Raw genomic sequence first — 25,324 nt, forward strand, 5'->3', positions numbered from 1 at the left:
TAAACGATGTCACGAGTCTGCATCACCTCAGGATTCACGCAGGTTTTGGAGCATACGCTGTGCAAGTGCAGACATGATCCGGAGTTCTTCCGGTGTAAAATCTTTCTGGGCCTGCTGTTCCAACTCCTGAATCACTTCTTTCAATTCTTGTAGCGCGGATCGGCCCTGATCCGTCAGGTATACCCGCAGACTGCGCAGATCCTTCGGGTCTGCTTCGCGTCTCACATAACCGGATGATTCCATGCGCTTGAGCATGACAGTTACCGTTGCGGGACTGCGCTGAAGTTGTTCGGCCAGGTTTTTCTGGGATTGGCCATCTTTCCGTTCAAGCTGGAACAGCAAAGGGGGCTGCCCCGGGTATAACTCGGGGTGGTTCACAAGTTTCTCATGAACCTTGTAGCGTTTCAGTTTCACGAGTTCGGATAGCTGTCCCATTAACCGATCATTTTGGACTGGGTTCATATCATCTACTCCATTTCTACCTTCATTCCATCTTCTCGGTACTCAAAACCCGACTTTTTGAACACGCACATTTAGTTAGTCGACTAAATAAATCTTAAGTTTGATTTGACATATCGTCAAGTGAATACAAGTCGTTAATTTTGGATTTAAGGTATTTCCAGGTCGATTGGCTGGAAAGTAAACAAGTAAAATAGATAAGAAAAAAACAAAAACCTCTGCTTTGAACGGAAGAGAGTATGATAACTAACTCTGTTCCGGTCTCTAAGAGAGGTTTTTTGGTATTGTGACACGCTAAGTGTGGAGTGTAAGGAAAATCATTTTTTGGAGAACATTTCTTTGGCTTCATCCATGGCCATTTTATTACCGATCGATGAGTAATCCAGCCAAGGTTGTGCACCAATCGGGTAGACATGGCCGGCTTTGACTGCTTTCAGGCCTTGCCAGATCGGATTGTTTTGCAGCTCCTTGAACATGGTCTGGGCTTCATCATCCGAATTCACAACCACAAAGATCGCATCTGCATCGTAGTCTGGCAATATTTCACGGGAGACAACTTGATAAGGTTTAGTCGAGTCGATATCTGTGATCCCTCTGGCAGGAGTCAGACCGAGATCCTCATATAAAATGGGACCCATGGGACGGCGTGTACTGAATACACGTAATTCTTTGGCAGTAACACGGATCGCCATCACAGTACCATCACCAATCGTGTCATGAATCAGAGATTTCACTTCTTCTGTTTCGGTCGCGTAGTCCTGAATGTATTGCTCGGCTTCTTTCTCGCGATTCACGAGTTTGCCAATGTCTTTCAGATGGTCGCGCCATGTACCGTTATCCAGATTGAATACATGCACCGGAGCAATTTTTTCGAATTTGGCAATGTCACCACCGGAGAATTCTTCGTCCAGATAGATCACATCGGGTTTCAGGGCAAGCAAAGCTTCCATATCCGGGTCTTTAACCGGACCAAGTGGTGTTGTATTTTGAAGTTGATCAGCAACATGGGACAGGAAGCCTTTAGCTTCACCACCAATAACGGAACCAACCGGAGTAATGCCGAGAGACAGCAGATCATTGGTCAGATGGATCGACATGGAGGCAATGCGTTGCTCTCCCGAACTTGAGCTGTTGTCTTGATTCTTGGTTGAAGTATCCGTAGACGAACCACCAGAAGCAGATGATGAATTATTGGTCGTTCCACAGGCTGCGAGCACAAGTACCAGACAGATACTCATGACAAGCATAAGATTTTTCTTTAACATGGGTAGTCACAATCTCCTTGAACATCTCTTGGATGTCTTTATTGTTTTCTGAAAAAGGATCACTTGCTTCGTACTAACAGGTACAAAAAGTAAGGTGCACCAATCGCAGCAACCACCACGCCTGCCGGAATGGCATTAGGCTGAAAGATCGTTCGCCCGATCGTATCGGCGGTCACGAGAATAACCATACCGATGAGCCCGGCAGCAGGAATCAGATGCCGATGCATCGGACCGACAAGTCTGCGTGCTAGATGTGGCGCTGCCAGACCGATAAAACCGATCCCACCAGCCATCGATACACTAACGGCAGACAAAGCCACGGCACAGAGCAGCAAAATAATACGCTGGGATCGGACAGGTGTCCCGATACTGGTTGCGGCAGCATCTCCAAGATTGAAGGCATCGAGCGTTTTGGATCGACTCCAGATGTACGAGATACATAACACCACCCAAGGAAGCAACGCTTGCACATGAATCCAATCCCGGCCCCAGACGCTTCCTGCCAACCAGCGAGCGGCAAAGGAATAGGTGTCTTCATCCAGACGCAGGGATAGGTAGAGTGTCAAGGCATGGAACCCGGCCGCTACCGCGATTCCCACCAGAATCAGCTTAATGGGCGATACGCCGTTATGGCGATCATAAGATAACAGCATGATGATCAGAGCGGCGGCCACACTGCCTGCAAAAGCAAACAACGGGATCAGCAAGGCCACAGAGCCATCCATCGTAAAGGAGAGACTAACAAACACCATTAGTCCAAAGGCTGCCCCCGCATGTAATCCCAGAATCCCCGGGTCCGCAAGTGGATTGCGGGTGATCCCTTGCAAGGCCGCTCCGGCAATACCAAGTCCTGCTCCAGCCAATACAGTTACCAGGATGCGAGGCAGTCGGTAATCAAACAGTACAATCTGATCATCCGAACTGCCATTACCAAGCAAAGTCTGTAACACAGCCGCTGGGGAGAGACGAATGGTTCCCGTGTTCAGGCTGATCACAATAACGGCAATCGCGATACAGAGCAGCGTGATACTGACGACTATCGAACGTTTACCTCGTGAAGGTGTATTAAAATTCATCACTACAAGGCCCTCCTTTCTTTACGGGCCAGATAGAGGAAGAACGGTACACCGACAAAAGCGACCATAATGCCTACCGCGAGTTCCTCGGGCGGGTTCACGATGCGTGAGCCCAGATCGGCGAGCACCAGTAATATCGCTCCAAGCAGAGAAGACATCGGAATGATGAGTCGATAATCCACACCCACCAGTTTGCGGGAGATATGAGGGATGACTAGTCCGACAAATCCAATGGAGCCTACTGCCGACACGGACACACCAGCCAGCACAACAACCGCTGCAAGGGCGAGAAATCTCGTCCAGCGCAGGTTGATCCCGAGATTAATCGCCACTTCTTCACCGAGTGACATAAGTGATACACGCCGGGCAAGTGGCATAATCAGTATTAGTGTGGCGAGCAGCACGGGAAGAATCAGCTTGAGATGCCGCCATTCTATTCCACCGAAACCTCCCGCATACCAGAAGGCCAGATCCTGACTCAGGTCAAAATAAATGGCAACACCTGTGCTGAGCGAGGTTAACATGGCTGCAATAACGGCTCCGGCAACGGTCAGTCTAATGGAATTCAGACCACCAGGTGCTGCCATTCCAAGCAGGAAGATAAGCAGTGTGCCCAGAACAGCCCCCATGAATGATAAAAACATAATCCAGCCGTATGGCAGTCCGGGCCAAAAGGCAAAGCTCAGTGCTACGACAAAAGTGGCTCCAGCATTGATGCCCAGAATGCCTGTGTCTGCCAGCGGATTGCGTGTAATGCCCTGCATTAAAGCTCCTGCAACAGCAAAGGAAGCGCCGATAATAACCGCGGCAAGGACACGAGGTAACCGCAGCTCATGGATAATCTGATGTGGTGTCAAAGCTGGGTTGTACTGAAATATGGCAGCCCATACGGTTTCCAGCGTTAACCCTTTGGCACCTAAAGAGATCGCGACAAACATACTTAGCAGCATTATGGCTAAGGCAGACAAAAACGTCAGCCCAACGCTCACTGCAGATTTTCTTGAATTAGACGGACGATGTGGCAGTCCCGGATGTTGAATACGGGTCACTCCTTTGGTACCAACAACGTATTTCACTGTTATTGATTATCATTATCAATTAGTGATCATTATAAAATCTTAATTCAGGCCCGTACATGGCATAAATTAAGATTTTGGAGATGGACATTTTTTAGATTACAAAAGTGAAGGTTTGTTCGTCAACATAGAGAGCGCTTCATCGAGCTGGATGTTGATGGAATATGGAGCATATACAACCCATGAGTTCCAGTCGATGAGATGTACACGTCCGTTTTTTACCGCAGGATGGCTGTTCCACAGTGGATTCGAAGCCATCTCTTTCAACAGTGTTGCCTTTTCATGCATAGAATTAATCGCCAGTACCAGCACATCCGCCTCCAGTCCGTCCCATTCTCCTGGTGTGAAGGGCAGCCAGTTGAATCCAACGCCGGGAGATTTGCCAGCCAGTTCGGTCTGAATAAGCTGAGGAGCGGCCAGTTGCAAGGTTCGATAAAAGACATGTCCGAAGTTGCGATGGCTGTACATCCGTGGACCTTTAGGCGTTAACGTGCCCACGGCAACGGTAATGTTCCCGACCAATTCCTTGATTTTTTTACGTGCACGCTCTGCTTTGCGTTCATGTCGATCCAGCCAATCTGTCGCTGCTTGGGTACGATCCACAATGGATGCAATCTGATGCAAATGACCAAAGACGTCTGTCTGGTTCCAGGGAATCGTGATGATGGGGGCGACATCGCCAATATGCTCCATGGCTTTGGCAGCTGCATTGTCCTTGGTCAGAACCAATTCAGGATTCACATCCAGGAAAGCCTGACGTCCCTGTTCCCAAGGTTCATAGGCGTGAAAGGGCAGCGTCAGCGATTTGGGCATATGAGGAAGATGGCCTTGGATCTGAGCTGCGCATGGCGTGATGCCAAGTGTCATCAGGTGGTCCGTGTATGGATAGGAGAGCGACACGATATTTCGGTGGACCTGCTTCGAATAGGAAGTTGGCGCATAACCGGCATGGTTTCGGAAACGTCGGCTGAAATAAAATTCGTCACGGTAACCCACTTCACGAGCCACATCACGAATACGCAGATCGGAAGTGAGCAGTAATTCCTTGGCCCGGTTCATACGCAGATGAGTGATGTATTCAATCGGATTCTTCTGCATGCGGCTCTTGAATAGCTGCGAGTAATAGGACGGGTGCATGTCAGCCAGTTCAGCCAACTTTTCCAGCTTGATCTCGTGCATATAGTTTTCGCGCATGTATTGCAGGGTGGACCTGAGCCACTGTTCAGGTTCATCCTGCCCAGCCCCTACGTCAGTCTGGTCTTCTTGGGGCCAGAGCATATGTAACAGTTCCGTCAGGAAGAGCTGTGCCTTCAGGCCTGTTTCCATACCTTCATTGCTTAATTGTGTAAGCTGTGCGGCAATGCGCTGTATACCGTAAAACGGGCCCTGAATCCAGCCTGTAACAGGTGAACTGAGCTCACGTTCGTAGATTCGTCTGGCTTTTGTTTTCTCCGTAGCCCGATACAGATCAAAGTGAATCATATACAGTTCAATATCATGGTCATCATCACTAATCAGTTCAATTGCAGTTCCTGGTAGGGACAGACAGGCTGATTTGCGAACCACATGAGATTTGATCCCATTCATGATCAGTTGGCCTGTGAATTTGTGCATGTATATGAAGGTATGATGAGCCAGCTCAGTTGTGGACCAGCGCCATTCCCCACGGGTTATAATATGTTCTGCCTGACGAAGTTCGATCAGGGTATCATTCAGGAATGCATCCAGGCCTGCTCGGGTTGAGGATTCTTTTTCTGCATTGGGACTTGTCTGCTGATGCAACATGTGTGGTTTCATGCCGTTGTGGGCGGTACCAGGGATGATAGTCATGGTGTTATGCGTCCTCCTTTCTTTTGAACAGTTTATGTAATGATTGAATCTGGAACGCACTATATTTTCTCAGACCTGAACGTCTTTCTTGAACGTCTATTGATGCGTTTCGCATGATGTTATCATTACTGGCTGTCTTGTCAAAAGCGCGTTTGCAGTATAGTCAGATGTTTTATGAATAGCACAGGGTATATGATCCTGATCCTGTTATGTGATCGATAGTTTAACCAGATTGTCGCTAGTTGCAAGTATGCTTAGGGACAAGAATTCTTGGCCAAGGTCTGCTGATAATCTTAGCAAATCTACTGGAGAATTGAAATGTACCCAGATATGTTCGAGACCCTGATGAGCTTGAATTCTATAGAAAGCACATAATCGAAATCGTTTTCTGACGTAAGTGTTTCTTTTTGGTAAAATAAAGGGGATAACATGTTGGCCTGATCAGAATCATGAACCTTTTCAACTCAAATTGCAGTAGGGAGGCTTTAATATGACAGAAGTAGTGGGACGGGACAAAGTACGCTGGGGCATTATGGGCACGGGATGGATTGCATCCCAGTTCGCAAGGGATCTGGAGCATGCGGGGAACGCAGTGAAAGCAGCAGTAGGTTCACGGACAGCGGGAAGTGCGGAGAAGTTTGCAGCTGAATATGGTTTTGCACGCGCTTACGGTTCTTATGATGAGATGCTGCAAGATCCTGAGGTAGATATTATCTATGTGGCAACACCTCACCCTGTGCATAAGGAGAATGTAATGGCTTGTCTGGAGGCAGGCAAGGCGGTGCTCTGTGAAAAGCCGTTTACGATGAATGCACGTCAGTTGGAGCAACTGGTGGAGACGGCACGGGAGCGTAACCTTTTCCTGATGGAAGGGATGTGGACACGCTTTTTGCCACCGATCGCTCAAGCCAGAGCATGGATTGCAGAAGGACGAATCGGTGAAGTACGTTTGCTTCAGGCAGACTTTGGATTCCGTGTCGGCTGGGAGCCGGAAGGAAGGTTGCTTAATCCGGATCTGGGTGGGGGAGCTTTGCTGGATGCAGGGGTGTACCCGATCTCCTTTGCTTCGATGATCTTTGGCGAACAGCCCCAGCATGTATGGAGTACGGCCAATATCGGTGAGACGGGTGTGGACGAGCAGTTTTCCGTGTTGTTGTCCTATTCTGAGGGACGTTCTGCATCACTGAGTGCTGCCATTCGTCTGAACCTTAGCAATGAAGCAGTCATATACGGTACGGAAGGCAAGATTCGTCTTCCTTTATTCTTGGCGGGTAAAGAAGCCTATCTGCATGTGAATGGTCAGGACGAGCCGGAGAAGTTCACGGATGATCGAACATGTATTGGTTATGCTTTTGAGGCAGAAGAAGCGGGACGTTGTATCCTCGAAGGTCGGACGGAGAGCAACACCATTAAACTGGACGAATCCTTGGAAATCATGAAGCTGATGGACACAATTCGGGGTCAGTGGGGATTACGTTACAAATCGGAGTAAACAGACAGGAGCTGACGTGTGATGGTGAAGATTCTGATATCCGGGTTTGAACCTTTTGGCGGGGATGCGGTGAATCCGACGGGGGCGTTAATGGATGCTCTTGCAAACGAAGTGATCGAGGGTGCTGAGCTAAAAACAGTACTGTTGCCCGTGCGCTTTGATGAATGTGCAGACCTGCTGATCGCAGAGATGGAAGCCTATCGGCCAGATGTCGTCATCGCCTGTGGGCTGGCCAAGGGCAGAACGTCCATCACACCGGAGCGGATTGCCGTTAATGTCAAAGACATTCCGCCTGGCTCCTATGCAGATAACCAAGGACAACGTCCTGTGGACGAGCCAATTGTAGATGGCAGCCCGGACGGTTTGTTCTCCACTTTGCCCATACGTGCCATGGTGGATGACATGTCCGCAGCAGGCATTCCAGCTGCCGTGTCCAATACAGCAGGTACATATATCTGCAACAACACGATGTACCGGGTTCTGGATCACATTCGTATAGGGCAGCTTCCGATTCGTACCGGATTTGTACACTTTCCAGCCTCCACAGAGATGGCGGTGTTGCAGCCTTCCGTCCCGTCGCTGCCTATTCCCATGATGCTGGATGCACTGCGGATTATGATTCGTACGGTTGTGGCTGAATCTTAGGGGATGGTTACGATCGTTTCGGCTGCGGTTGCAGCAGATCGTAGGTGACGGTTGGTTGGATTCGTAGATCGCCGTTGCGAGAGGGAGAGCAGGGGGTTGGGATGATGGAGTACAGTAGGGTTCAAGATGAAGTGGAGAGCGTGGAGTTGCATGGGTTTCTTTCTGCTTCGATCTTGGGTTGAGTAGAGTGTTGGATATGAGTATAGATATGAAGTTGAACATAGAGTGAAAAAAGAGCTGTCCCATCGTCTTAAGTCTGACGTTAGGGACAGCTCTTTCTATTTCGTGTGTCATGTGTAGTGTAGTCCAACATGGTTAGTGAGGTCACTAGTCTGCAGCAAAGTATCTTGATGAAAGTTTTTTGCCTAGTTAAAGATTAGACTCTAAAACCGCAACCACGAACCGCAAACCGCAAACCTCAAATCCGAAACCCGAAACCCGAAACCCGGTAAGGCTTATACAACTGTTGCTGGAAAGTAGGAATTCAGCAAAACAGGTACGGGGAAGTTAAAGGACAGACTCCGATTCGTGCCCTCCTGAATACGACCTTTACTACCCCTAAGTAACTAAGCTCTAAAAATAAAAGATGGCAAGGACATCGCCATCACCCTGGCTACTAAGAAGTTTGTATCAAATGAACACCCTATACAGGACCCTAACGAAACGAGCGCACGCTATACGCCGAAAATCCGCACATACCAATTTCTAACGAATCGAAGAAGGGTTATTGTGTGGAATGAAGCGAGTTTGTCGGTGATATGAACGAATTTTAGCCGAATACGGTGTCTGAGATTCTTTAGAATTCTCATACCACGTTATTCGGCTAAATAAGGTGCGCTGGGTTATAGAGCGTACAGATATAGATGTTAGATTCGCAACAGATCAAGGTCGAACTCAGGAACGAGTCCTTCTTTCATGGCGCGGCCAAGCAGTGCAGTGATTGCACCGTAACCATCATCACCCAGGTTGGCGCTGAATTCGTTAACATACAGTCCAATGTGCTGTGCAGCTACGTCAGGGTCCATTTCTTGGGCATGTTCCATAACGTATGCTCTCGACTCATCCGGGTGAGCCCATGCATATTCAACCGACGCGCGTGCCCATCCGGCGAGGGCGTGAGCATCCATGTTGCGACGTGCGATGATTGCTCCAAGCGGGATCGGAAGGCCTGTGTCGCTTTCCCACCAGTTCCCGAGATCCGTCATTAGTTTGAGGTCATAATTCTGGTACGTGAAGCGTGCTTCATGGATGACAAGTCCGGCATCGATCTTGCCGTCTCGCACAGCAGGCATGATCTGGTCGAATGGCATGACAACAATCTCGCCTACACCACCCGGAACATTTTGCGCTGCCCACAGACGGAATAACAGATATGCTGTCGAGCGTTCACTTGGCACTGCAACCCGTCGTCCAGACAGATATGCTGGATCGGTCGTGCCATTTGCGGTCAGAACCAACGGACCACATCCTCTGCCGAGTGCACCACCAGCTGGAAGCAGAGCATAGTCAGACAACACGTATGGCAGTGCTGCATAAGATATTTTCATCACTTCAGGTGTGTCAGGTCCATCGGGATTTGCCGCTAGACCATTGGTAATATCAATATCAGCATAACGGACATCCAGCTCAGGTGCGCCCGGGATCAAACCGTGCACCCACGCGTGAAAGATAAATGTATCATTTGGACAAGGGGAAAATGCAATTTTCATGATGTAATAACCTCCCGTAAAATGGAACTTGCAGCCTGAAGCGCATCGAGGGCATCCTTGATGCGCCAAGCGTCGCGGTCGCGTGGACCGACCGCGTTGGATATGGCCCGCAGTTCGAGTGCTGGCACGCCGAACTGCTGGGCAGCTGTTGCCACGCCGAAGCCTTCCATACCTTCGGCGGCGGCATCCGGCACGCGGCGCAATAGCTCCGCGGCCGTCTCCGCTGTTCCGGTCGCCGTGGACACGGTGACCGCAGTGCCTCCGCTGACAGCGAGCCCAGCCCGCTGCAGCTCATGGCGCAGGCGAGCGGCAAGCTCCGCGTCCGCCGCCACAATGGACGAGCCGAATCCAAGCTCGTCCACACTAAGGAAGCCGTCTGGCGTCTGCGAGCCCAGATCGGCGGCAACCATGGCGTCCGCTACCACGAGGGAGCCGACGTCTGCCCGGCCGGGGAATCCGCCGCCGATGCCGGCACTGATCACCAGCATGTAGGCTGGTGAAGATCCGGCTCCGGCAAGGGGCCCCGGCCTTGAAGATGTGGCAGATGCCTGTGCCACATCGGATGGGCTTGGCGTAGTGGAACCCTGCGCCAATGCCCTAGTACTTGCAGCCGCTACGGCATATGCCAATGTAGTGGCTGTTCCTGCTGCGGCCGAGGCTGGGCCAACGCCCGCAGCGATGACGTCAAATCGTTCCGCGGCCGTATCTCCCAAACCACGGAGGACCGCATCTTTTTCCGCATCAACCGCGGTTACGATTAACACACGTTGTGATGAATTTGCTTGTACCGGACTTATATCTGAAGTGTTTATTTCCCCAGTTGAATCCCCGTGGTGTCCACTATTTTCGAATGATGCGTTTGGTTTATTATTCTGATCTTCATCCTGTCTTTGTTCATTCATCTCGGATTCTCCTTATGAGCTATTAGAAGCGTGCCATATGCCTCCATAGTATTTTTCTTACAGCAAGCTTCTAGTTAAACTTCTTCGGGTTATTACTGACTTCTATATTTTCGTGTAAATGTATAGTTCAACTTATATAAATGGAATTCGGGATATATTTGTTCACTACAAAAGGACATTTATCTTCATTTTGTCTTTCAAAGAATGGACACTTTTTCTCAAAAGATACTATATCCATCCAGGAAAATGAAACACTATATATAGATGTTTTTAGATATAAAATTAAAAATTATCTATATGTAGAATATCAATTTCGTAGTGCTTTCTCATGTCTGTGTCCACCCTTTGAAAGACATATCTACAATATGTATGCTCAGTACGGACATCACGAGTTGGCACTCCAAACGAACAGATAAACGATTGAAAAGGCTGGAGTCTGCCCGACCCATTCAACGCTAATTATATATCGGGCCATCGGATTTTTTACCAACCAGCCAAACGTATAACGGGCGGAGTCTGCACTCGATCCCTATATAGTAGCTCATTTGTGCAAACCCGAACTAAAGCAATTAGACAGTCTCGCTAACTCTAATATAGTTGCTCGATGTTCGTCCAATCGCTGTGAGGGACATTAGATCTATAACACAACAAACACAACACAACACAACTAACGCATAACAGAACAAACAACCAATCAGATTAAACGCGCACAAAATAGTAATCAAGATACAGTGATTATTGAACAATATTTCATCTCCATCATAACGGAAGGGGAAAGACCTGAACAACCTTTGCATGTAATTCTGTCAAAAGCGGTCAAGCAAAGGTTTTGGGTAGCCGTATCACTTCGAGTAGCCACATCTAGCCACATCGCTTCAGATAGCCGTTTTGCTTCACTTCATGTGAACGCCACCCTGATCATGCCGCGTCCTAAGCCGGAATGAACCTGCTTCCCAAAAATACATATGTCATTTAAACCATATAACCTCTCTTTATTAACGTACTCCCAATAAAACAAGAAGTCAAAGTCAACGGTTGACAATCTGATTTAACTGTATTAATAATAGTAGTACAGTTAATACACCTAAGATTTGAATACGTACAGCTGCACAGCTTAGGTAATGCCTTCTTACACCCAGATATTTGCACATACACCTCAGATACAGCCATTTAAAACCCATGGGTTATTTCACACATTTACAGAAAGGAGGTGCGGGATGTTCGAATTAGATGTACGCAGCCGTAAGGCGATCTACGAGCAACTTGTGGACAAAGTCAAAGAAATGATCGTATACGGTATTCTAAAGCCCGACGAGCAGCTTCCTTCCGTTCGTGCGTTATCCACGCAGCTGACCGTGAATCCAAATACGATTCAGAAAGCGTATCGTGAGCTTGAACGTGAAGGTTACATTTATTCTTTGCAGGGAAAAGGGAGCTTCGTATCATCGTCAGTGGAACATCCGAATGAAGCCATGAGAGATGAGATCAGAGAGTCTCTGGTGAAGTTGATTGCAGAAGCTTCGTATTCTGGTTTGACCAAAGCGGATATGAAGCTTTTGTTTGAGGAAGCGATGGCCCGTATAGAGAAGGAGGAGCCTCATGATTGAGCTGAATCAAGTCGTCAAAGCGTTTGAACAGGAGAAGGCAGTGGATGGCGTAACGATGCACATACATAAGGGATCGATCTATGGTCTGCTCGGTTCCAACGGGGCAGGCAAGACATCGCTGCTCAAAATGATAGCTGGCATTTATCGTCAGGACAGCGGAACTATTCGTATCGAAGATAATGAGATTTATGAAAATATGGATCTCAAAGGCCGCACAATTTTTATGGCAGATTCACCCTACTTTTTCCCGCAATCTTCAATAACTCAGATGGCTGCATTTTATCGTTCGGTATATCCGCGTTGGAATGAGGAACGGTTCAAGCAACTGGCTACCGTGTTCAAACTGGATGTAAAACGTAAGTTACATCGCATGTCCAAAGGCATGCGCCGTCAGGCAGCTGTATGGCTGGGACTTAGCTGTATGCCTGAAGTGCTGCTGATGGATGAGCCGATAGATGGCCTTGATCCCGTCATGCGCCAGCAGATTAAAAACTTGCTGTTCCAGGAAGCAGCTGAGCGTCAAGTAACCATTGTCATCTCGTCGCACAACTTGCGTGAGATCGAAGATCTGTGTGACCATGTGGCGATTATGCACAAAGGCCGAATTATTGTAGAGAAGGATCTCGATGATCTGAAGGCCGATACGCATAAAATCCAGGTTGCTTTCCGTCACCCGGACCATGCCAAAGCCATGGAGGAGCAGATTGATATTTTGCATGAAGAGAAACGGGGAAGCGTGTCCCTGTATATTGTCAAAGGCAACCGACAACAGGTAACCGATCAATTCCGTATACATGATCCGTATCTGCTGGATGTTTTGCCACTTACACTAGAAGAAATCTTTATCTATGAAATGGAGGACGCAGGGTATGATATTCAACCGATTGTTCTGTAACCGGGGCATCCTGATCCAAAATTTCAGACAGCATGGATGGATAGGTATTTTATATCTCATCACATTGTTGTTCTCACTTCCGCTATATATCGCTACCGAGTACAGGGATGTGCCACAGCAGATTACAAGTTTGTTTCAGGCCAATGGTGAAGTGCAGATTCTGTTCGCTATCACACTGCCCGTAGCAGCTGGTATTTTTCTTTTTCGATATATTCAGTCTGGTGCACCTTCGGATCTGTTCCATAGTTTGCCGTTACGTCGTAAACATCTGTTAACGGTGAATCTGTTGACCGGATATGCCATGATCCTGATTCCAATCTGGATTACAACTGCGATTACCGGCTGGGTGTGGGCGGTACTGGATCAACCGGCTTTTCTGTTCGATGGCAGTACGATCTGGATGTGGGGCTTGAGCATGAGTATCTACTCGCTGTTTATGTTCATGCTAACTGTGGCGGTCGGTATGTGTATCGGGCAATCTGTATTACAGGGGCTCACCGTGTACGCGCTCCTATTGTTACCTGTTGTCGTGTGGTTCATTATGTCACTTCATCTCCAACATTATTTGCTCGGATATGCTTATGATAAAGTAGGCATTAATGCGGAGAAACTCTCACTTGTCCTGCGTGTGGGTTCGATTAGTATCCTCCCTGTAATCCGTCAGGAATTAATTATCTATGGGATATTTGCAATCCTGTTTATTCCTCTAACTTATGTGCTTTATGCGAAGAGACAGGTTGAATCTGCTACTCAAGCAGTTACGTTTAAGCTTATAAAACCTATATTCCGCTTTGGATTGATGTTTACATTGGTTCTGATTGGCGGAGGTTACTTTACAATGATTGCTCCAAGAGGATCAGCTGGATGGGGAATCTTCGGATATATCCTCGGAGGAATTGTAGGTTATATCGTTGCCGAGATGATTATTCGCAAAACATGGCTGATCTGGAGCAGCAGGCTGCTACCCAAGTTGATTCTATATGGTATCATCGCTGGTCTGATACTATACGTACCTATTGCCGACTGGAATGGATACGCCGCTCGAGTGCCTGAAATGAGCAAGGTGAACAGCATCAAGCTTGGTGGGGAGAGTTATACCTACAGTAACGGTGTCAGTCAGAAAAAGGGCGATGCTCACCTCTATTCTAATGATCCGGAATACATGGGGGCAGTTATAGCTCTTCATCAAAAAATCGTGGATTCCGATCTTCCTTTACTGAATGATCCGATCAATACAGGTATGCGTAATGATGAGTATATATTTATTAACTACAAGCTGGATAACGGCAAAGTGATGAAACGTAAATACTACATTCCAGAAGCCGAATTCCATCAGGAATTAATGGCTCTGAAACAGTCCCAGGATTACAAAAGAGTCGCCTTTGAAACGTATAAGCTGGATGAAGATGCATTAAGTTTCGGCATTCGCTCTGCCATAAGTTCATACCGGAAGGTTTATATTAGCAATCCGGAGCAAGTCCGTGAGTTCAAAGCATTGTTGAAACAGGACATTTTGGATCAGACCTATGAAGAACAGCGCTCCCCGTGGCAGTCGTTTGCCTACGCGGAGATGAATCAGGATTCGTCTTCAAAAGATCCATTTCAACCGAAAGAGATGTGGAATTTTGAGATCAAACCTAGCTATGATCGGGTGTTGGCTTGGCTGAAGGAGAACAAATTATACGATCAGTTGCTTGTCCAGGCAGACGAGATTGTCTCCGCTCAGTTTGTGAAGCAAGAGATCAACAGTCCGGGTTCGCTTCAGTGGGCCACTCCGCAGTCAGAATATATCGATGGGAGTCTTAGCATCAAGAAGCAGGTCGCGACCAAAAACAAAAAAATAATTAGCGATCTACTCAATCGTCAACGGTCGGGTTATCTAACAGAGAAAGATACCATCTATCAGATCAAGTTGAATGTAACTCGTGGCGAGAACATCTATATGATGCTGAAAGAAGAGGATCTGACCGAGGAAATGAAAGCTATTTTGGTCAATCAATGAGCTGAACTGTATCAGTTGTTAACTATAAGCGGGAAGGGTTCTCCCGTTGATCGAAAGTTTTATTCAACCAGTGAAACCAGATTTACTTGACCAGATACAACGAATGGAATATATTAGAAAAAGGTGAGGTTCGAGTGACTCGTTCAATCGAATCTCATATGGAACGGCTTATGAGGGAAGCACCCGTAAGAGCAGGCAAATGCCTGACTTGCGGGTGCTTTTTTGTCGTTCGCTGATTTCGTTGGCTATTCTGCTAAATATTTTAGAAGAAAGGGTGTAGTGACGGATGCAAACAGAAGCGTGGAAGGAAACGATAAATGAACAGGAGGCAATGGAGTGTTGTTGCTCCTTATTGGAACGATCAAGCGAACATGACTTCTTAGATCATCATCGCTTGCTGGAAGAAAAGAAGGGGCGACAGCATATCGAAGGTATAGCTACAGAAGATATAGCTTTAATGGAGACGAGTGACATACTATTTCCTTCTCCAATAGCAGGTAGCCATAGTCACATGATGGAACAAAGTAACGTCCGGCGTCGTCAATTATCATCATTCGCTCATCTTATTTTCAGATCACGCCTGCTCATAGGGCTTGTGATTCTGTTCAGCGCAAGCACGATCTACTTTGCTTCTTCAGTCGAGGCAGCGGATATAGATCTTGGCGTAACCGCGCAAAAAGCCTGGGACTCCGTATTGAACAAAGCCGATGCACAAACCAAGTTAACGTTGAAGCAAGCGTACGAGAAAGTGGGGAACTGGAAGACACAAGAGCAGGTTTGGGAACAAAAAATAAAGACACTTCATGCCACCAATACCGCGGAATTGGAACGATTACGTGTAGAAATAAGACAAACCGATGATGCGAAGGTCGCAGTTTTAGCTGAAAAGGTAAAGCAAACCCAAGCCCGATATGAACCGTTATTCGCCCTCTATAGTTCAGTCAATCGACAGTTGGATGCAGCCAAAGCCATCAAAAATAAGGAATGGAGTGCAGCAATCCGTACTCAGGCAGAGACGTTGAGACCCGTTGTGAAGCTTGCCAGAGAAGATATCCGGATCAAGAAAAAGGAACTTGCTGAAGCACGTAAACGGAAGAGCGCTGAAATAAAACGTTTACGAGTTATGCTAGCAGGGGCCGACTCCGCGAAGAAACAGATTCAAACGGCTAAAAAACAGACGAGTCTGGCGAAAGAACGATATGCAAACGCCCTGCAACAGTTCAAACAGAGCACAAAGCAAGGCCAACCGTCACGTGTACTCAGCTCATTGAACACCTTGGCGTCTGCAGCAGAGAAGTGGGCAGGCACAAAACAACATATCCACACACTGGAGCAAAAAGTATCCACTACGTATGTGAAAGTCAGACAGGAAATCGCCAAGAGACCCAAATAAGAGGAAACCCGGTCCTCTCCGCAACGTACACAACTTTAGGTGTAAAGACGCTTCGATGATGATGGAACGAGGTGGAACTATTGCAGTCCAAGTTGGAAACGAAACGTATGGGGGCCAAAGGTTATAAACGTAAACGTTACTGGATTCCCAGCGTTGTACTAATTTTGATCATAGGTTTTATTGGGATTGGTACACAATGGACACCCAAAATAACAGTATTTTTATTAAAATCATTGATTGAAATTGCTAATCCAGACACTAAGGACACTATGCTCTCGGAAGGGATAACTCGTGTTGCGGATGTACCCTATGCAGACGAAGGGAGTAATGACAGTACGCTGGATATCTATTATCCTTCCGTAACATCGGAACCTTTGCCTGTTGTGTTGTGGGTTCATGGTGGTGGATGGGTCTTGGGTGACAAAGAGGACATCGCAGATTATGCCGTACAATTAGCCAAGCAGGGTTACGTTGTGGTCAGTATGAATTATGCGCTCGCACCGGATACGAAATATCCCACTTCCGTGATCCAGACGAATCAGGCTTTGACTTACGTGAAGAACCATGTCAGTGAGTATCAGGGTGACCCAAAAAAAATATTTCTCGCAGGCAATTCGGCAGGTGCCCAGATTGCAAGTCAGACTGCGGCAGTGGTGACGAATCCTTCCCTCGCCAAACTGATGAATATAACACCAGCCGCCCAGCCGGAAGAGTTGCGTGGAGTTCTTCTATTCTGTGGTCCTTACAATCTGAGTACAGTAGCGGAAACGGGATTTCCGCTTATACGGACATTTCTCTGGTCATATACCGGAGTCAAAACATTCGAAGACTATCCACGTCTGCATGAAATGTCGACCGTGCTTCAGGCCACAGCAGCGTATCCACCTGCATTTATTACCTCAGGCAATGATGACCCGTTGACCAGTCAATCGATTGAGCTGGCACAAGTATTGAAGCGCCTTGATGTTGAGGTGGAAACCTTGTTTTTCTCGAACTCATCAGAGAAGCTGGGACATGATTATCAATTTGATCTGGAGAGTGACGCTGGACAACATGCGATACATTCGGCAGTACGATTCATGCAACAGTATAGTCGATGAGCAGACAAGTCTGTGGTACACTCGAAGCAAATGAGGGCGCAGGAGGAGAAGTATGGCAGATAAAGAAGATTTGACCCGGTTCGGGGTGGCGTTTCCTACACCTCTAATTGAGCAGTTTGACCACTATATTGAGGAACAGGGATACAAAAACCGATCTGAGGCTTTCCGTGATCTTGTTCGCAAAACATTGCTGCAACCTTCTGCACTGCAATCTGATCAGGATGTGGCTGGCACCATTGTGATGGTCTACGATCACCATATCAGTGATCTTCCTAATCGTTTGATGGAGCTCCAGCATGAGGCGCATCATGACATCATTTCCAATATGCACGTGCACCTGAACCATGACCAATGCTTGGAGGTTATTGCCGTACGGGGTAACCTGGGACGATTGCGTCATCTGCATCAACAGATCCAGGTACAAAAAGGTGTTTTGTATGCGGAGCTGTCTGTGACTTATGTAGATGAACTTAACAAACTGGCTCATGCTCAGAGTCGTCAGGATGGCAATCCGGATCAAAGTCTGGATCACAATCACAGTGCGGGTCAGCATGGTCACAGCCATCATCATCGATCTGCGGAGTAAGACAAATACGAGTGTAATTTCTATGAAAATATAACAAATCTAAAAAAACAGATTATTGGTTAAATGCCAACGTCTGTTTTTTTTGTTTGTTATAATACCTGACTTTATAGAGCGCTACAAATGCTCGGTTATATAACTTTTTAATTATTAATTCTGAAATATGAAAAAATATGGATTATGAAGTTAACTTTGTTGACATATGATTTGTATTTTGTGCTACAATTTCTCTAAAAAGTAACACGAAAAAAGGGAGTGCAGCACATATTTAGAGGGGGAACGACCAGAATGGGCAGATTTTCATGGAAATGGGGAAAACGAAAAGGTAGAACAGGATTAGGCATTTTGCTTGTATGTTCCATTGGTTTATCTGGTTGTGCACAGAGCACAGCGCCAACAGCTTCATCAGCAGAGAATGGACAGTCAGTTCCAGCCTTAACCAAAGACGAATTGGTGCTGGCCGTTGGCACCGAGCCGGAAGGTGGATTTGATCCAACAACCGGATGGGGGCAATATGGCTCACCACTTTTCCAGAGTACCTTGCTGAAGCGGGATGCCAAGCTACAACTGGTTAACGATCTGGCTACCGCATACTCAGTTAGTGAAGATGGGCTGACCTGGACGGTTACACTCCGGAATGATGTGAAATTCTCTGATGGGGAGCCACTTACGGCTGAAGATGTAAAATTTACGTTTAATACGGCTGCTCAGAGTGGGTCTGTGATTGATTTGACGAATATGGCTGATGTGCAGGCACCCGACGATAGCACGGTTATATTCACATTGAAGTCGCCGCAGTCTACATTCATCAGTCTGCTGACGACCCTTGGCATTGTACCTGAACACGCCTATGGCGCTGATTATGCGGAACATCCAGTCGGATCAGGACCGTACAAGCTGGTACAGTGGGACAAAGGACAACAGGCTATCGTTGAAGCCAATGAAGAATATTACGGTAACAAGTCTGCATTCCACAAACTCACCTTCCTCTATCTGGATGAAGATGCAGCCTACGCCGCTGCACAGGCAGGTACGGTGGATATCGCTGCTATCCCGGCAGCGTTTAGCAAGCAACAGGTGAATGGCATGAGCTTAGAGGCCGTGAAAACCGTAGATAACCGGGGCATCATGTTCCCCATGCAACCTGCTGGTGCCAAGTCGGGCGATGGTCTTCCTGCAGGGAATGATGTGACATCCGATCTGGCGATTCGCCAAGCGGTGAATGTCGCGATTGATCGTAAGGCTTTGGTTGAGGGTGTACTGGAAGGGTACGGTCGTCCAGCGTATTCCGTCAGTGATGATCTGCCTTGGAGCAATGCAGAAGCTGTATTTACGGATGCCAGTCTCGAAGAAGCGAAGCGCATTCTGGCCGCTGGTGGCTGGGTAGATGAGGATGGTGATGGTATCGTCGAGAAAAACGGCGTTAAGGCCGAATTCAATCTGCTTTATTTTGCAGGTGATTTAACAAGACAATCTCTGGCGTTAGCTACTGCGGATATGGTTGCCCAGGCGGGAATCAAAATCAATGTTGAAGGCAAAAGCCGTGAAGAGACAAAAAAGCTGGCTTACTCCAACGCTGTATTGTTTGGGTGGGGCAGTCATGACCCTTTGGAAACCTATAACCTCTATAGCAGTACTCATAAGGGAGAAGGGTATTACAATGTGGGGCTGTACAGTAATCCTGTCGTGGATTCTTGGATGGACAAAGCCCTTCAGGCAACAAGTGAAGAAGAGGCATTGCCGTTCTGGCAGAAAGCGGAATGGGATGGAACAACAGGTTTCAGTTATCAGGGGGATGCGCCATGGGCATGGCTTGTAAATATAGATCATCTGTATCTGGTTACGAATGGACTGAACATTGGTGAGCAGCAGATCCATCCTCATGGTCACGGCTGGCCGGTGACAACCAATCTGGAGGAATGGTCCTGGGATAACAGTACAAAGTAGGAAACGTACCGGTAGCTTTAGCCTGAATTGGGGAGAGATTGGATGACGGGCAGGAATGGATGGGCCAGATTTGTTGGTTTTAAAGTGTTGCGACTTGTATCTTTATTGGTTGGAGTCGGTGTGTTGTCTTTTATATTAATGCAATTCTCTCCTGTGGACCCGATAGAAGCCTACATTGGTGGAGACATGATCAGGGTAAGCGCCGAACAGCGCAGTTTAATCAAAGAACGTTGGGGATTGAATGAATCTCCCGTGGAACGATTACTAACCTGGGGACAAGCGCTGATTCAGGGAGATCTGGGGACATCAATGATTTACAGACAGCCTGTAGCGGATATTATCCAGGAACGGTTCATGAATTCTGTTGCACTTATGGCTGTGGCTTGGATATTATCCGGCATCATTGGTTTCACTCTTGGTGTAGTTGCTGCCATGAGACGGAATTCGAAGCTGGATCGCCTGATCTGCTGGTATTGTTATACGCTGGCCTCCACGCCGGTATTCTGGATTGCGCTGTTGCTGCTGATGGTATTTGGGGTGTGGCTTGGATGGCTTCCAGTTGGTCTTGGGGTACCCGCAGGGCTGTCGGCTGATCAGGTCACATGGGGAGATCGGGCTATTCATATGATTCTGCCAGCGTTGACTCTCAGTTTGACCGGGGTAGCTTCGATAGCTTTGCATACCAGGCAGAAGCTGATGGATGTGCTGGAGTCAGATTATATTCTGTTCGCGAGAGCGCGAGGTGAGCGTGGATTTCAGCTGATCCGTCGACATGGGTTCAGACATGTTGTTTTGCCAGCCATCACACTGCAGTTTGCTTCGTTCAGTGAACTGTTTGGTGGGGCTGTGCTTGCAGAACAGGTATTTTCATACCCCGGCCTTGGTCAGGCAACGGTACAGGCGGGGTTGCGTGGAGATGTTCCACTGCTGCTTGGACTTGTGATGTGCAGTGCGATTTTTGTTTTCACAGGTAATATGGTGGCCGACATTCTGTATCGCTTGATTGATCCACGGATGAAGGAGGAGCTGATGTCATGAAGCAGACGGTAGAACGCTCCTCCGAGCAGACGGCAGAAACAGCCGAAGCACAGAAAGTGAAAACTGCGAATCAAGAGGTACGGTACAACATTAATAGAGAGTCTCTACAAGCTGAGACAGGAGCAGGAGCAGGAACAACACGCCAAAAGAGAAGAAGGTACATGGGTGTCAGCAATCAACGTTTCCGAAATCCTCGCCAAAGAGCGGTGATCTGGGGAAGCCTCGCGGTGATCTGGATTGCTGTTGTGTGGTTGACGGGCAGGCTTCTTCCGGCTGGTTCTACGCTGACTTCATTAATGGATCGGAATATGGCTCCAACCTGGGCGCATCCATTTGGCACGGATTGGCTTGGAAGAGATATGTTCATGCGCACGTTAAAAGGATTGGCAACCAGCATTCAAGTTGGTTTGCTTGCAGCTTGTGGTGGCGGACTGATCGCACTACTGCTTGGTCTGGGGGCGGCTTCTAGCAAGGTTGCTGACCGGGTAATCTCATGGATCATCGACCTGTTCCTGAGTGTGCCACATCTGGTATCGCTGGTCATGCTGGCCTTTGTATTCGGTGGAGGTCTGGCAGGAGTGGCGGCAGCGATCGCGCTGACGCACTGGCCGAATCTGGCACGGATTGTAAGAGCGGAGATGATTCAGCTGAAATCCGCAGAATACATTCAGATTTCACACAAGTTGGGTCAATCGCGGTTACAGATTGCGGTGCAGCATATGCTGCCACATCTGGTCCCGCAGCTGTTCGTGGGTGTACTGCTAATCTTTCCCCATGCGATTCTGCATGAGGCAGCCATTACGTTTCTGGGGCTGGGGTTGTCCCCGCAACAACCGGCCATCGGAATTATTTTGTCAGAGTCGATGAGATATTTATCTGCTGGCATGTGGTGGCTCGCCTTTTTCCCGGGACTGGCATTGTTACTGGTTGTTCGTGCGTTTGATGTATTGGGCAATAGTCTGAAGACATTAACGGGTACGGGTAGTTCAAGGGAGGTGAGGTAAATATGGCTCTTCTTGATATTGAGGGAGTGTCCGTGTCATTTCGGCGCGCTCGTGGTTGGTTTGGGCATGAACAGACGTATGTCATTCAGAATCTGGATCTTTCCATCAACGAGGGCGAGATCGTGGCTGTTGTAGGCGCGAGTGGATCGGGTAAAAGTGTGCTGGCACAGGCCATCATGGGCATTCTGCCCGCCAATGCCAGGTTGGAGGGGCGTATTGGCTATAGTGGCGAGCCTTTGACTCCAGAGCGGCAGCTTCAACTGCGTGGTGATGAACTGATGTTAATCCCGCAATCCGTTAGTTATTTGGACCCGTTGATGAAGGTGGGAAGGCAAGTTCAGCCGGTGACCCTGGATTTGGGACGGAAGCGTAGGTTCATGAATCAAACTCACTTGAAAAAGACGGAGCAGGAGCTGACGGATCGTTATCATCTTCCTCAAGGAACAGCCGGGAAGTACCCGTTTGAGTTGTCCGGAGGTATGGCAAGGCGGGTGTTGATGGCGACAGCGACCTCAGGTCAGCCCAAGCTGATCATTGCAGATGAGCCGACACCAGGTATTCATCCCGAAGTACTGGCCGAGACGATGAGGCAATTTCGCGAGCTTGCGAATGAAGGTGTAGGCATTCTGTGGATTACCCATGATGTCAAGACAGCCCTGACGGCAGCCGATCGTATCGCTGTATTTTATGCGGGGGCCAATGTAGAGACGGCGCAGGTGGATGATTTTAAAGGGAATGGAGAACGTCTGCGTCATCCATATACAAAAGCGCTTTGGAATGCGTTGCCGCAGAACGGATTTCAGCCACTCCAAGGCTCCCAACCGTTGGCAGGTCAAGAGATCACCACAGGCTGTGCATTTGCTCCCCGATGTAATGCAGCAACCGCTGTATGTATCGATGAACGTCCAGAGCTTCGTAAGGTACGGGGCGGAGAAGTGAGGTGTTTCCATGTCACTTGAAGCACGGGAGGTAAGTTATCGTTACGATCAGAAATCATGGGTATTCCAACAGATGAACATGCAGGTGCAACAGGGAGAAGTGGTTGGCTTGTGGGGACCAAGTGGCTGTGGCAAAACAAGCCTTGGTCGCATCCTGGCAGGATATGCCGAACCTGTGGCAGGGCAAGTCCTTTTGGATGGGAAACCACTCCCACGTACAGGAGTATGTCCGGTTCAGCTGGTGTTCCAGCACCCGGAGAAGGCTGTGAATCCACGCTGGCGGATGCGTCGTGTACTTCAGGAGGCGTCTGTGCAGGATGAACAGTTGCTCGAAGCATTGGGGATTCAGCAGACTTGGTTGGACCGCAGACCGAGTGAATTATCCGGTGGAGAACTGCAGCGTTTCTGTGTGGCACGAGCACTCGGTACATCGACACGTTACGTGATTGCAGATGAGATGACAACGATGCTGGATGCGATCACTCAGGCACAGATCTGGCACACCGTGATGGAAGTGACTCGCGAGCGTGATCTGGGATTACTAATCATAAGCCATGATCGGGATTTGCTGAACAGGTTGTGCGACAGAATTACACCGATGTCGATGTCCCTGTAGTTTTAATTATGTTTTGAATAAATAAAATGATTGAATACAAAAGGGTGCCCCTTGTGAAGTCATTGTCCATGAATGTGAGTCATGGACTTGACTACGGGGCACCCCTTTTCACTTTTGACAAATATTCGTCATTTAACGAACAGTACACATTTTGTTCGCAACGTACATAGATGTAACTGACAGTTTATTTGCCCGACACATTGCTGACCAACACAGATAACCTGCGCATCGCCTCTTCAACCGTAGAACGTGGACAGGCTACATTAATACGCATGAACCCTGTACCCTCTGTTCCAAAGAAGCTCCCGTCATTGAAAGCAAGCCCTGCTTCATGAAGCAGCATGTTGCATAGTTGTGCATGGGGAATATTCAATTCCCGGAAATCCATCCATAACAGATAGGTTGCTTCGGGGAGATGCATTTTGATCTGTGGCATGTGTTCCGTAACATACTGTTGTACATACTCCATATTTCCACGGATATAGGCAAGGCACTCATCCAGCCATTCCTCGGCCCCATTGTATGCGGCTTCGGTTGCCACAGCTCCCAGTGTACTGATACTGGCAAGTCCCATCGTTTTTACACCCTGCGCAAACGATTCTCGTAACTTGGCATTGGGGATGATGATGTTGGATGTGCAGAGGCCAGGAATGTTGAACGTTTTGCTTGGAGCCGTACAGATGATACTTAGATCAGAGACGGCGTCCGATATCAGGGTCAGTGGTGTGTGAGTTCCGCGCTGATGAACAAGATCGGCATGGATTTCATCTGAAACCATCAGTACGTTGTATTGCAGACACAGTGACGTAATCCCTTCAAGTTCCTCACGAGTCCATACCCGCCCAACCGGGTTATGAGGACTGCACAGAATCAGCATTTTGACCCGACCGGTCTGCAAGCTGGATTCCAGTTGTTCCAGATCCATCGTGTAATGACCGTTATTCTCTATCAAAGGATTGGTGATCAGTTCACGGCCCTGACCACGTACTACTTCATAGAAGGGCGCATACACCGGGGTTTGGATGACTACTGCATCTCCCGGTTGAGTGAATCGTTGTACAGCAATGCTGAGTGCGGGCACAATACCTGGAGTGAATACAATCCAGTCATCGTTAATTTTCCAGTTGTGGCGCCGTTCCATCCAGCCTGCAACAGCGGCATGATACGCCTCAGTCCGTACTGTATAACCAAAAATCCCGTGCTCCATCCGTGTTTGCAGGGCCTGAATGACGGATGGTGGAGCAGCAAAATCCATATCGGCCACCCACATCGGAAGCGCATCAGCAGCGCCGAAGATATCCTCAAGCGCATCCCATTTTTCTGATCCGGTAGAGATCCGGTTAATAGACTGGTCAAATGTACTGTTATTGTTATTCATCGTATTTAATCCCCCTTGAGTTCCGTTCCTTCGACCACAAATCGACAAATAATTATCTAATACATTGGTTAATTTCGCAACTGTTGTGCGTGTATAATTAGCTTCATATGTATGGTCCGGATTTCGGGACTTTATTCATATAAGAACAACTTAACTAGCCAGAGAACAACGGGCATACGACAAAGACTATTTTTGTACGTCCTTGGTCCTGTTTTGTCCATTTATCGTTTACAACCTCTTGTCAGATGCTATTATATTGCTAACATTTGGTGGAAAACGGGCTGTTATCCGAATAAGCTCGTACCCATACATGATGAGCATAACTACATGAGTCTTTCGCGTACATCGAGCGATCGCTTGAATCGTATT

Annotated in this window: 21 protein-coding genes; 13 read left to right on the plus strand and 8 right to left on the minus strand. The window is 48.0% G+C overall.

Annotated features, from left to right (window positions below; genetic code table 11):
* Nucleotides 1-27 precede the first annotated feature (27 nt).
* The 5 genes from MHB43_RS05840 to MHB43_RS05860 all read right to left on the minus strand — a co-directional run bounded on the left by MHB43_RS05840 (nucleotide 28) and on the right by MHB43_RS05860 (nucleotide 5,706).
* Nucleotides 28-462 carry a MarR family winged helix-turn-helix transcriptional regulator gene (locus tag MHB43_RS05840; protein ID WP_221818969.1) on the minus strand — a complete coding sequence of 145 codons (435 nt, stop codon included), beginning with the start codon at nucleotides 460-462 and terminating at the stop codon, nucleotides 28-30.
* A gap of 314 nt (nucleotides 463-776) precedes the next feature.
* On the minus strand, nucleotides 777-1,724 hold the full coding sequence (locus MHB43_RS05845; RefSeq protein WP_405131532.1) for an iron-hydroxamate ABC transporter substrate-binding protein: 948 nt from the start codon (nucleotides 1,722-1,724) through the stop codon (nucleotides 777-779).
* Between the two features lie 59 nt (nucleotides 1,725-1,783).
* Nucleotides 1,784-2,800 (minus strand): iron ABC transporter permease, encoded by a 1,017-nt coding sequence (locus tag MHB43_RS05850; protein WP_076253349.1) that lies wholly within the window; start codon nucleotides 2,798-2,800, stop codon nucleotides 1,784-1,786.
* 2 nt (nucleotides 2,801-2,802) lie between these two features.
* On the minus strand, nucleotides 2,803-3,750 hold the full coding sequence (locus MHB43_RS05855; protein WP_405132396.1) for a FecCD family ABC transporter permease: 948 nt from the start codon (nucleotides 3,748-3,750) through the stop codon (nucleotides 2,803-2,805).
* 225 nt (nucleotides 3,751-3,975) lie between these two features.
* On the minus strand, nucleotides 3,976-5,706 hold the full coding sequence (locus MHB43_RS05860) for a helix-turn-helix domain-containing protein (RefSeq protein WP_405131533.1): 1,731 nt from the start codon (nucleotides 5,704-5,706) through the stop codon (nucleotides 3,976-3,978).
* 490 nt (nucleotides 5,707-6,196) lie between these two features.
* Between MHB43_RS05860 and MHB43_RS05865 the strand changes: the two genes are divergently transcribed.
* Together MHB43_RS05865 and MHB43_RS05870 are read left to right on the plus strand one after the other, a co-directional pair.
* A complete protein-coding gene (locus MHB43_RS05865; protein WP_036672452.1) occupies nucleotides 6,197-7,198 on the plus strand; it encodes a Gfo/Idh/MocA family protein in 1,002 nt (333 codons plus the stop codon).
* A 21-nt stretch (nucleotides 7,199-7,219) separates the two neighbouring features.
* Nucleotides 7,220-7,843: a pyroglutamyl-peptidase I gene (locus tag MHB43_RS05870; protein ID WP_405131534.1), complete on the plus strand. Its 624-nt coding sequence runs from the start codon at nucleotides 7,220-7,222 to the stop codon at nucleotides 7,841-7,843.
* A gap of 866 nt (nucleotides 7,844-8,709) precedes the next feature.
* Here MHB43_RS05870 and MHB43_RS05875 read toward each other — a convergent pair.
* The gene (locus MHB43_RS05875) at nucleotides 8,710-9,552 is read right to left on the minus strand and encodes a 1,4-dihydroxy-6-naphthoate synthase (RefSeq protein WP_036672450.1); all 843 of its coding nucleotides are present in this window, start codon (nucleotides 9,550-9,552) and stop codon (nucleotides 8,710-8,712) included.
* Nucleotides 9,549-10,454: a futalosine hydrolase gene (locus MHB43_RS05880; RefSeq protein ID WP_405131535.1), complete on the minus strand. Its 906-nt coding sequence runs from the start codon at nucleotides 10,452-10,454 to the stop codon at nucleotides 9,549-9,551. The genes MHB43_RS05875 and MHB43_RS05880 overlap by 4 nt, the downstream gene beginning before the upstream one ends.
* 1,217 nt (nucleotides 10,455-11,671) lie before the next feature.
* Here MHB43_RS05880 and MHB43_RS05885 point away from each other — a divergent pair.
* The 11 genes from MHB43_RS05885 (at nucleotide 11,672) to MHB43_RS05935 (ending at nucleotide 23,577) form a co-directional block, all read left to right on the plus strand.
* Entirely contained in the window at nucleotides 11,672-12,061 is a 390-nt protein-coding gene (locus tag MHB43_RS05885) for a GntR family transcriptional regulator (RefSeq protein WP_339182463.1), read from the plus strand.
* Nucleotides 12,054-12,956, plus strand: coding sequence for an ABC transporter ATP-binding protein (locus MHB43_RS05890; protein WP_339182464.1), 903 nt, complete (start codon nucleotides 12,054-12,056; stop codon nucleotides 12,954-12,956). Before MHB43_RS05885 ends, MHB43_RS05890 begins: the two co-directional genes overlap by 8 nt.
* Complete coding sequence (locus MHB43_RS05895) at nucleotides 12,931-14,958, plus strand: hypothetical protein (protein WP_339182466.1); 2,028 nt, start codon at nucleotides 12,931-12,933, stop codon at nucleotides 14,956-14,958. Before MHB43_RS05890 ends, MHB43_RS05895 begins: the two co-directional genes overlap by 26 nt.
* A 286-nt stretch (nucleotides 14,959-15,244) precedes the next feature.
* Nucleotides 15,245-16,351, plus strand: a complete 1,107-nt coding sequence (locus tag MHB43_RS05900) for a hypothetical protein (protein WP_339182468.1) — start codon at nucleotides 15,245-15,247, stop codon at nucleotides 16,349-16,351.
* Between the two features lie 80 nt (nucleotides 16,352-16,431).
* The gene (locus MHB43_RS05905) at nucleotides 16,432-17,451 is read left to right on the plus strand and encodes an alpha/beta hydrolase (protein ID WP_405131536.1); all 1,020 of its coding nucleotides are present in this window, start codon (nucleotides 16,432-16,434) and stop codon (nucleotides 17,449-17,451) included.
* A 52-nt stretch (nucleotides 17,452-17,503) separates the two neighbouring features.
* A complete protein-coding gene (nikR, locus tag MHB43_RS05910) occupies nucleotides 17,504-18,037 on the plus strand; it encodes a nickel-responsive transcriptional regulator NikR (RefSeq protein WP_339182472.1) in 534 nt (177 codons plus the stop codon).
* A 285-nt stretch (nucleotides 18,038-18,322) separates the two neighbouring features.
* The gene (locus MHB43_RS05915; RefSeq protein WP_405131537.1) at nucleotides 18,323-19,981 is read left to right on the plus strand and encodes an ABC transporter substrate-binding protein; all 1,659 of its coding nucleotides are present in this window, start codon (nucleotides 18,323-18,325) and stop codon (nucleotides 19,979-19,981) included.
* 42 nt (nucleotides 19,982-20,023) lie between these two features.
* Entirely contained in the window at nucleotides 20,024-21,019 is a 996-nt protein-coding gene (locus MHB43_RS05920; protein WP_405131538.1) for an ABC transporter permease, read from the plus strand.
* Entirely contained in the window at nucleotides 21,016-22,023 is a 1,008-nt protein-coding gene (locus MHB43_RS05925; protein ID WP_405131539.1) for an ABC transporter permease, read from the plus strand. Before MHB43_RS05920 ends, MHB43_RS05925 begins: the two co-directional genes overlap by 4 nt.
* Before the next feature lie 2 nt (nucleotides 22,024-22,025).
* Nucleotides 22,026-22,982 (plus strand): ABC transporter ATP-binding protein, encoded by a 957-nt coding sequence (locus MHB43_RS05930; protein ID WP_405131540.1) that lies wholly within the window; start codon nucleotides 22,026-22,028, stop codon nucleotides 22,980-22,982.
* Nucleotides 22,972-23,577 carry an ATP-binding cassette domain-containing protein gene (locus MHB43_RS05935; RefSeq protein WP_339182481.1) on the plus strand — a complete coding sequence of 202 codons (606 nt, stop codon included), beginning with the start codon at nucleotides 22,972-22,974 and terminating at the stop codon, nucleotides 23,575-23,577. The genes MHB43_RS05930 and MHB43_RS05935 overlap by 11 nt, the downstream gene beginning before the upstream one ends.
* A gap of 184 nt (nucleotides 23,578-23,761) precedes the next feature.
* Here the strand turns inward: MHB43_RS05935 and MHB43_RS05940 are convergent, their stop codons facing one another.
* Complete coding sequence (locus tag MHB43_RS05940) at nucleotides 23,762-24,955, minus strand: MalY/PatB family protein (RefSeq protein ID WP_405131541.1); 1,194 nt, start codon at nucleotides 24,953-24,955, stop codon at nucleotides 23,762-23,764.
* Nucleotides 24,956-25,324 lie beyond the last annotated feature (369 nt).

It is taken from the genome of Paenibacillus sp. FSL H8-0317, from assembly GCF_045040685.1.
Lineage (GTDB): Bacteria > Bacillota > Bacilli > Paenibacillales > Paenibacillaceae > Paenibacillus.